This window comes from Thiobacillus sp. 65-1402 (genome assembly GCF_001897685.1).
Taxonomy (GTDB): domain Bacteria; phylum Pseudomonadota; class Gammaproteobacteria; order Burkholderiales; family Thiobacillaceae; genus Thiobacillus.
This window is the reverse complement of the sequence record NZ_MKUG01000126.1, coordinates 1-8,466: the sequence shown is the minus strand read 5'-3', so window position 1 is coordinate 8,466 and position 8,466 is coordinate 1. Positions and strand designations below refer to the sequence as shown.

The window sequence follows — 8,466 nt, the reverse complement described above, 5'->3', positions numbered from 1 at the left end:
TCCGACCGCCGAGTTGTGGCCGCACAGCATCGCGACGGTACTGCTCGACGAACACGCCGACGTGGCGGGAATCCTGGCTACCGCGGCAAAACAGGCGGGCATTGCCGTTCCCGCCGAGTACACCATCGAAACCGTGGCCGAGCAGGACTGGGTGCGCCTCACCCAGTCGCAGTTCGATCCCATCCCGATCTCGCCGCGCCTGTGGATCGTGCCGACCTGGCACGCCGCACCCGACAGCCGCGCGATCAACCTCAAGCTCGATCCCGGCCTCGCCTTCGGCACTGGCAGCCATCCGACCACGCGGCTGTGCCTGCGCTGGCTCGACGCGCAACTTGCCGGCGGCGAAACCCTGCTGGACTACGGCTGCGGCTCGGGCATCCTCGCGATTGCCGCGGCCAAGCTCGGCGCGGCGCGGGTCGACGGTGTCGACATCGACGCCCAAGCGGTCGCCGCTTCGCGCGACAACGCCGTCCTGAATGACGTGACGGCGCACTTCTGCCTGCCCGGCGAACTCACGCCGGGCCAGTACGACGTCGTCGTCGCCAACATCCTCACCAATCCGCTCAAGGGCATGGCGCCGCTGCTGGCAGGCCGGGTGCGGGCGGGCGGGCGGCTGGTGCTGTCGGGCATCCTGGCCGAACAGGCCGACGACGTCATGGCGGTCTACCGCGACTGGTTCGTGTTCGACCCGCCCGCCATCGATGAGGGCTGGGTGCGCCTGGCAGGCCTCAAGCAGTGAGTTTTCGCACCACCTGCCCGCACTGCGCCAGCGTCTTCCGCCTTGGCGCCGACCAGCTCGACGCTGCGCAGGGCTGGGTGCAATGCAGTGTGTGTGGTGCCGCCTTCGATGCACGCCCGAGCCTGCTGCTGGAAGATGGTTCGCCGCTGCCCGCGGCGGCCGAACCCGGGCCGGTTGAAGCCTCCCCGCTGCCGGAAGCCGTTTCTGTCGCCGCGGCGGAGCCCGCCGCGGCGACAGAAACGAGCCTCGCCCTAGAGACGACCGAGACCGTGCTTGACGCGGAGGCCGCGCTAGCCGACATTCCGCGCGGCATCGCACAGCGCGAGGCCTCGCTCGATCTGGATTCGATCATCCTCATCGACCCCGAGACGCCGCCCGCGGACGACCCCGGTCCGCTGCCGCAGTTCCACACGGCGCCCGCGTATCCACCCGCAGCGGCCGCGGCCGCTGCGCCGGTCGTGCCTGCGACGCGCATCGAATACGCCGCCCCCCTCCCCGGCACAGCCCGCCTCCCGTCGGCGCCGCGCCGCATCCAGCCCTGGGCATGGGCGGTGGCCAGCACGCTGTTGCTGGTGCTGCTGCTGGCGCAAACCGCCTATTTTCTGCGCGACGCGCTGGTCAGCCGCCTGCCGCAGGCGCGCCCGGCCTTCGAGCAGGCCTGCGCCGTGCTGGGCTGCACCCTCTCGCTGCCGAAAAACCTGGCGCTGCTGCAAATCGTCGGCTCCGACCTGCAGACCGAGGCACCCGCAAGGGGCACGCCGGCGGGTGCCCCGCTGCTGGGCAGCGCCCCTTCCGCAGCCAGCGGCCGCCTGAAACTCACCCTCACCCTCGGCAACCGTGCCAACCACGTGCAGGCCTGGCCGGTTCTGGTCCTGACCCTGACCGACCAGCGCAACCGTCCTCTGGCGCGCCGCAGCTTCGCTCCCAGCGAATACCTCGGCGACGCCCGGCGCATTGCGGCCGGGCTGCCGCCGCACAGCGAACAGGCATTGAGCCTGCCGCTAACCGTGCGCGACCTGGCCCCGCTGGGTTTCGACCTGCAACTGGCCTATTAAGTCGCGGCACCAGGCTGGCTGGCCGGCTGCTTCTTCGGTATAGTTCGCCTTCCCGTTGCGGGAGAGCGCGTGCCCGACACGCCGCCGAAGGCGTAACCCACCCGGAATCGCTCAGGCACCAGGACCGCAACAACCGGAACACTCTGGAGAGCGCAGCCGCTGATATCTCAAACCAGCGGAACTGCCACCGAAGGGGCAGCGGCCCGCCGACTGGATCGGATCGGCGCCGTAATCTCTCAGGTACCAAGGACAGAGGGGTGAAGCGAATCCGTACTTCGCCCTTTTTATTTTTGGTACCGCCATGCTCAAACACACTCCGCTCAATGCCGCTCACCGCGAGTTCGGCGCCAAGATGGTCGATTTCGGCGGCTGGGACATGCCGCTCAACTACGGCTCGCAGATCGAGGAGCACCACGCCGTGCGCAACGGCTGCGGCCTGTTCGACGTCTCCCATATGCTGGCGCTCGATATCAAGGGCGCCAACGTGCGCCCCTTCCTGCGCCGGCTGGTGGCGAACAACGTCGACAAGCTGCAGGTCTCCGGCAAGGCGCTGTATTCGTGCATGCTGAACGAGGCTGGCGGCGTCATCGACGACCTCATCATCTATTTCATGGACGAGAACTGGTTCCGCCTGGTGGTCAACGCCGGCACCGCGGAAAAGGATCTCGCGTGGATGGAGAAGTGCAACGCCGACTGGGGCACGGGGCTCACGTTCGCCCCGCGCCGCGATCTGGCGATGATCGCGATCCAGGGGCCGGACGCAACCCGGGTGCTGAACGAAGCGCTGCCCGGCGTCGACGGCCTCACCGCCAGCCTCAAACCTTTCAGCGCCGCCGCCATGGGCGAAATGTTCATCGCCCGCACCGGCTACACCGGCGAGGACGGCTTCGAAGCGATGGTGCTGACGAAATCCGCGCCCTTCTTCTGGAAGGCGCTGATCGAAGCCGGCGGCAAGCCGATCGGCCTCGGCGCGCGCGACACCTTGCGGCTCGAAGCGGGGATGAACCTGTACGGCCAGGACATGGACGAAACCGCCTCGCCGCTGGAGTCCGGCCTCGCCTGGACGGTCGACCTGAAGACCGAGCGCGACTTCGTCGGCCGCGCCGCGCTGGAAAAGAGCGAAGTGACCAAGCAGCTCGTCGGCCTGCTGCTGCTCGACAAGGGCGTCCTGCGCAGCCACCAGAAAGTGCTGACCAAGAACGGCGCCGGCGAAATCACCTCCGGCACCTTCTCGCCTACACTGCAGCAATCCATCGCGCTCGCCCGCATCCCGCTCGGCATCGCCCCGGGCGAGGAAGTCGAAGTCGAGATCCGCGACAAGAAACTGAAAGCGAAAGTGGTGAAATATCCCTTCGTGCGCAACGGCAAGGTTTTGATTTGATTTGGAGGGGCTAGGGGCTAGGATCTAGGGAATGTGCGGCTTCGCCGCGCCCCTGATTACCCCCTCCCTAGCCCCTAGATCCTAGTCCCTAATTCCTAGATAGATCCTGGAGCAAACATGAGCATCCCCGCTGACCTCAAATACACCCCCAGCCACGAATGGGTGCGCGTCGAAGCCGACGGCACGCTGACCATCGGCATCACCCACCACGCGCAGGACCTGCTCGGCGACATGGTGTTCATCGAGACCCCCGCCGCCGGCCGCACGCTGGCCAAGGGCGAGGAATGCGCGGTGGTCGAATCGGTGAAGGCCGCATCCGACGTCTACGCGCCGGTGGCCGGTGAAGTCGTCGCCGCCAACGCGGATGTCGAAGCCAGCCCCGAATCGGTGAACCAGGACGCCTACAGCGCGTGGCTGTTCAAGATCAAGCCGGCCAATCCCGCCGACGTTTCCGAACTGCTCGACGCCGCGGCCTACCAGAAGCTGGTCGAGTCGGAAGCGCACTAAGGGGTAGGAGCTAGGGGCTAGGATTTAGGGAATGTGCGGCTTCGCCGCGCGCCTTGATTCAGCCCCCACCTCCCCTAGTCCCTAGATCCTAATTCCTAGCCCCTACTCAAAATGCCCTTCATTCCCCACACCGAAGAAGACGTCTCCGCGATGCTCGGCGCCATCGGCGCTGCCAGCATCGATGAGCTGTTCGACGAAATCCCGTCCGCATTGAAGACCGGCAAGCTGACGGACGTTCCCGACGGCCTGCCGGAGATGGCGGTGGCGCGCCTGATGCAGGAACGCGCGTCGGCTGACGGCTTCTGGTCCAACTTCATCGGCGCCGGCGCCTACGAGCACCACATTCCGGCGGCGATCTGGCAGATCACCACGCGCGGCGAGTTCTATTCCGCCTACACGCCGTATCAGGCGGAGGCGAGCCAGGGCACGCTGCAGCTGATCTACGAATACCAGACCATGATGACCCGGCTGACCGGGCTCGACGTGTCGAACGCCTCGCTCTACGACGGCGCCTCGGCGCTGGCCGAGGCGGTGCTGATGGCGGTGCGCTCGCACAAGACCTCGCGCCGCGTGCTGGTGCCGAAAAGCGTGCACCCGGTCTACCGCAGCGTCGCCGTCACCACGGTGAAAAACCAGGGCATCGAGCTGGTCGAGCTCGACTACGATCCCGCCACCGGCCGGACGGTGCTGCCGGCCGACCCCGGCGCCTTCGCCGGGCTGGTGATTCCGCAGCCCAACTTCTTCGGCGTGCTGGAAGACGTGCACGCGCTGACCGACTGGGCGCACGGCAAGGGCGCGCTGGCGATCGCGCTGGTCAATCCGACCGCACTGGCGGTGCTGGAAGCGCCCGGCAAGTGGGGCGCCAAAGGCGCCGACATCGCGGTCGGCGAAGGCCAGCCGCTCGGCGCGCCGCTTGCCTCCGGCGGCCCCTACTTCGGCTTCATGTGCTGCCGCAAGGACTTCGTGCGACAGATGCCGGGGCGCATCGTCGGCCGCACCGTCGATCTCGACGGCAAGCCGGGCTTCGCGCTCACCCTGCAGGCGCGCGAGCAGCACATCCGCCGCTCCAAGGCGACCTCCAACATCTGCACCAACCAGGGCCTGGTGGTCACCGCGGCGACGCAATACATGGCGCTGCTGGGGCCGCAGGGCCTCGCCAAGGTAGCATCGAACAGCCACGCCAACACCGTCGCGCTGGCCGACAAGCTGGCGGCGATTCCGGGCGTGACGCGCGCGTTCGCCAGCCCCTTCTTCCACGAAGTCGTGCTGAAGCTCAACGACAACGCAAAAGACGTGCTGCGCGCGCTGCGTGCGCAGGGCATCCTCGGCGGGCTCGACATTTCCGGCTGGTATCCCGAACTGGGCCAGGCGATCCTGGTCTGCGCCACCGAAACCAAGACCGCCGCCGACCTCGGCCACTATGCGCAGCAGATGGAGCGCATCCTGTCGAAACGGCGCGAAGCGCCGCCGTGCGCGTACAAGAGCTGAGGAATGGACATGAGTGACATCACACGCGACAAGCCCTTCTGGGACATGGCCGACTCGTTCATCCAGCTGGCCAACACCCACCTGGACCAGGAGAAGCCGAGCCGGGTCAGCGCGAGCGCGCTGTTCGCCGCGGCGCGCTTCAACGCCTTCGTCATCGCCGCGGCGACCGAGAGCAAGGCGCAGCTGATCGCGGAGAAGGAATCCGCGATCGCCTATTTCATGAACCAGTACGAAACCATGCTGCGCGAGAACCTCGACGAGCACATGGCGCGCTACGACCAGCAGGACGTTAATTGACCTGCAATGCGCCGGGCGCATGATCCGCCCGGTATTTGATCGATTCATTCAAGGAGAGCAAACATGGCAGTGACTCTAGGCGGCAATCCCATCGACGTAGCCGGCAGCTTCCCCAAGGTCGGCGACACCGCGCCCGACTTCAAGCTGGTCAACAAGGACCTGGCCGACGTCTCGCTGGCCGATTTCGCCGGCAAGAAGAAGATCCTCAACATCGTCCCCAGCCTCGACACCCCGGTGTGCGCCAAGTCGACCAAGGTATTCAACGACGCCGCGGTCGGCAACACCGTCGTGCTGATCATCGCCGCCGACCTGCCGTTCGCGATGAGCCGCTTCTGCGGCGCCGAGAGCACCAACAACGTGGTGACGCTGTCGACCATGCGCGGCGCCGAATTCATGAAGAACTACGGCGTCGCCATCACCAGCGGCCCGCTCGCCGGCATCACCGCGCGCGCCGTCGTCGTGCTGGACGAAAACAACAAGGTGCTCCACGCCGAGCTCGTTCCCGAGATCAAGCAGGAGCCGAACTACGAGGCCGCGCTGGCTGCTTTGAAGTGAGGGACTAGGAGCTAGGGGCTAGGATCTAGGGGATGTGTGGCTATGCCGCGCCTCTGGATTTTGCTCCGGCTCCCCCTAGTCCCTAAATCCTAGATCCTAGCCCCTAGAACCATGCTGATATTCGACCATTCCCGCCGCGGCCGCACCGCCGCCGCCCAGTTGCCCGCCGCCGGCGGCAGCCTCGACGATCTGCCCCTGGAGCTGCGCCGCAAGAGCGCGCCGGCGCTGCCCGAAGTCTCCGAGCTCGACGTGGTGCGCCATTACACGCGGCTTTCGCAGAAGAACTTCTCGATCGACACGCAGTTCTACCCGCTCGGCTCGTGCACCATGAAGTACAACCCGCGCGCGTGCAATTCGCTGGCGATGCTGCCGCAGTTCCTGGCGCGCCACCCGGCGAGTCCGGACGAGACCGGCCAGGGCTTCCTCGCCAGCATGTTCGAGCTGCAGGAGATGCTGAAGGACGTCACCGGCATGGCCGGCGTGTCGATGGCGCCGATGGCGGGGGCGCACGGCGAATTCGCCGGGGTGGCGATGATCCGCGCCTACCACGACGCGCGCGGCGACACCGCGCGGCGCGAAATCATCGTGCCGGACGCGGCGCACGGCACCAACCCGGCCACCGCTACCATGTGCGGCTACACGGTCAGGGAGATCCCGACCGACGCCAGCGGCGCGGTCGACCTGGAAGCGCTGAAGGCGGCGGTCGGCCCGCACACCGCCGGGCTGATGCTGACCAACCCGTCGACCCTCGGCGTGTTCGAGCAGAGCATCGCCGAGATCCAGAAGATCGTCCACGACGCCGGGGGGCTCCTCTACTACGACGGCGCCAACCTCAACGCCATTCTCGGCAAGGTGCGTCCGGGCGACATGGGTTTCGACGTCATCCACATGAACCTGCACAAGACCTTCTCCACCCCGCACGGCGGCGGCGGGCCGGGCGCCGGCCCGGTGGGCGTGGCGCAGCGCCTGCTGCCCTTCATGCCGATCCCGCTGGTGCTGAACGAAAACGGCTTCTATCGGCTGGCAACCGAGGCCGACCTGCCGCAGTCGATCGGCCGCATGAGCGCCAACATGGGCAACGCTGGCGTGCTGATGCGCGCCTATATCTACGCGCGCCTCTTGGGCGGGACCGGTATGCAGCGCGTCGCCGAATACGCCACCCTCAATGCCAATTACCTGATGGCCAAGCTGCGCGAAGCCGGCTTCGAGCTTGCCTATCCCGAGCGCCGTGCCAGCCACGAATTCATCGTCACGCTGAAGAAGCTGAAGGACGCCACCGGCGTGTCCGCGATGGATTTCGCCAAGCGCCTGCTCGACTACGGCTACCACGCGCCGACCACCTACTTTCCGCTCTTGGTGCCGGAATGCCTGCTGATCGAGCCGACCGAAACCGAAAGCCGCGAAACGCTGGACGGCTTCATCGAAGCCATGAAGGCGATCAAGCACGAGGCCGAAACCACGGCCGAGCTGGTGAAGGGCGCACCCTACAGCCTGCCGGTACGGCGCCTCGACGACGTAAAAGCCGCACGCGAACTCGATCTGGCCTACCAACCGGCGGCCCTTGTGCCCTAGGGCATGAGCGACCCCGCCAGCCCGTTCAAGGGCAAGACCGGTCTGCGGCGCGTGCTGAACGCGGCGGTTTACTCGTGGGCGGGGCTCGCCGCCGCATTCCGGCACGAGGACGCGTTCCGCCAGGAAGTGTTTCTGGCGCTGCTGCTGATCCCGCTCGCGCTGGTTCTGGGGGAAACGGGCATGGCGCGCGCGCTGATGATCGGTGCGGTGCTGCTGGTGCTGATCGTCGAATTGCTGAATTCGGCGATCGAGGCGGCGGTCGACCGCATTTCCCTGGAACACCACCTGCTCATCAAGCGCGCCAAGGACATGGGCAGCGCGGCGGTGATGATCGCGCTCGTCAACGTCGCGGTCGTGTGGGCGCTGGTGCTGCTGAACTGACGCCAAAACCGGGAATCGCGCCTATATCGTGCCTATTTCATGAATCGCCCTAAAGTTGGCGCGTTCTTGTCCGGAATAGGGGAAGTACTTTCTTTTCTTTGATCGCGTGAAACTCAAATCTGCCTGCCTCCTGCTGGGCCTGTGCCATGCCGGTTCCGCTGCGGCCATCGGGCTGGGCGAAATCGGCGTACGCTCATTCCTCGGGCAGCCCCTGCACGCCACCGTTCCCCTCCTCGACCTGCCGGCCGCCGCAACGGCAGACTGCTTCAGCCTCGAGGCCAGCGTGGGCGGCATCGCGCCGCCACCGCGCGCGCAGCTGAGCATCGAGCAGTCCGCCGGGCAGGCCTTGCTGCACATACGCACCCGCCAGGCAATCAATGATCCCATTGCGCAGTTCGTTCTGGTTTCCGACTGCGAAGCCCGTTTGCAGCGCGATTATGTCGTTTTGCTCGACCCGCCCGTGGCGGTCGCCTCCCCTCTCGACCACGATG

General features: G+C 66.6%; 9 protein-coding genes, 1 pseudogene and 1 riboswitch. All 10 genes and pseudogenes read left to right on the top strand.

The annotated features are described in order from the left end of the window. Window positions 1–739: 50S ribosomal protein L11 methyltransferase (gene prmA / locus BGO62_RS10210; RefSeq protein WP_296641993.1), on the top strand; the 739-nt coding region annotated here is incomplete at its 5' end. Next, window positions 736–1,794 carry a zinc-ribbon and DUF3426 domain-containing protein gene (locus BGO62_RS10205; protein ID WP_296641992.1) on the top strand — a complete coding sequence of 353 codons (1,059 nt, stop codon included), beginning with the start codon at window positions 736–738 and terminating at the stop codon, window positions 1,792–1,794. The genes prmA and BGO62_RS10205, both read left to right, overlap by 4 nt. A gap of 48 nt (window positions 1,795–1,842) precedes the next feature. Then, window positions 1,843–1,931, top strand: a riboswitch (glycine riboswitch). A 164-nt stretch (window positions 1,932–2,095) separates the two neighbouring features. Next, window positions 2,096–3,175, top strand: a complete 1,080-nt coding sequence (gene gcvT, locus BGO62_RS10200; protein ID WP_296641991.1) for a glycine cleavage system aminomethyltransferase GcvT — start codon at window positions 2,096–2,098, stop codon at window positions 3,173–3,175. Window positions 3,176–3,292: 117 nt separating this feature from the next. Further along, a complete protein-coding gene (gcvH, locus tag BGO62_RS10195; protein WP_296641990.1) occupies window positions 3,293–3,682 on the top strand; it encodes a glycine cleavage system protein GcvH in 390 nt (129 codons plus the stop codon). Window positions 3,683–3,793: 111 nt separating this feature from the next. Continuing rightward, complete coding sequence (gene gcvPA, locus BGO62_RS10190; protein WP_296641989.1) at window positions 3,794–5,170, top strand: aminomethyl-transferring glycine dehydrogenase subunit GcvPA; 1,377 nt, start codon at window positions 3,794–3,796, stop codon at window positions 5,168–5,170. A 9-nt stretch (window positions 5,171–5,179) separates the two neighbouring features. After that, a complete protein-coding gene (locus BGO62_RS10185; RefSeq protein WP_296641985.1) occupies window positions 5,180–5,467 on the top strand; it encodes a DUF3144 domain-containing protein in 288 nt (95 codons plus the stop codon). A 63-nt stretch (window positions 5,468–5,530) separates the two neighbouring features. After that, on the top strand, window positions 5,531–6,022 hold the full coding sequence (gene tpx, locus BGO62_RS10180; protein WP_296641983.1) for a thiol peroxidase: 492 nt from the start codon (window positions 5,531–5,533) through the stop codon (window positions 6,020–6,022). A gap of 111 nt (window positions 6,023–6,133) precedes the next feature. Then, window positions 6,134–7,594, top strand: coding sequence for an aminomethyl-transferring glycine dehydrogenase subunit GcvPB (gene gcvPB / locus BGO62_RS10175; RefSeq protein ID WP_296641981.1), 1,461 nt, complete (start codon window positions 6,134–6,136; stop codon window positions 7,592–7,594). 3 nt (window positions 7,595–7,597) lie between these two features. Further along, entirely contained in the window at window positions 7,598–7,975 is a 378-nt protein-coding gene (locus tag BGO62_RS10170; RefSeq protein WP_296641705.1) for a diacylglycerol kinase, read from the top strand. Between the two features lie 106 nt (window positions 7,976–8,081). After that, window positions 8,082–8,466 (top strand): annotated as a pseudogene (locus BGO62_RS10165) (hypothetical protein); the annotation flags it as partial.

What these genes read in the sequence shown, in the direction of transcription:
- gcvT (WP_296641991.1), top strand. Translation starts at nt 2,096, where the DNA reads ATGCTCAAACACACTCCGCTCAATGCCGCTCACCGCGAGTTCGGCGCC.
- gcvH (WP_296641990.1), top strand. Translation starts at nt 3,293, where the DNA reads ATGAGCATCCCCGCTGACCTCAAATACACCCCCAGCCACGAATGGGTG.
- gcvPA (WP_296641989.1), top strand. Translation starts at nt 3,794, where the DNA reads ATGCCCTTCATTCCCCACACCGAAGAAGACGTCTCCGCGATGCTCGGC.
- BGO62_RS10185 (WP_296641985.1), top strand. Translation starts at nt 5,180, where the DNA reads ATGAGTGACATCACACGCGACAAGCCCTTCTGGGACATGGCCGACTCG.
- tpx (WP_296641983.1), top strand. Translation starts at nt 5,531, where the DNA reads ATGGCAGTGACTCTAGGCGGCAATCCCATCGACGTAGCCGGCAGCTTC.
- gcvPB (WP_296641981.1), top strand. Translation starts at nt 6,134, where the DNA reads ATGCTGATATTCGACCATTCCCGCCGCGGCCGCACCGCCGCCGCCCAG.
- BGO62_RS10170 (WP_296641705.1), top strand. Translation starts at nt 7,598, where the DNA reads ATGAGCGACCCCGCCAGCCCGTTCAAGGGCAAGACCGGTCTGCGGCGC.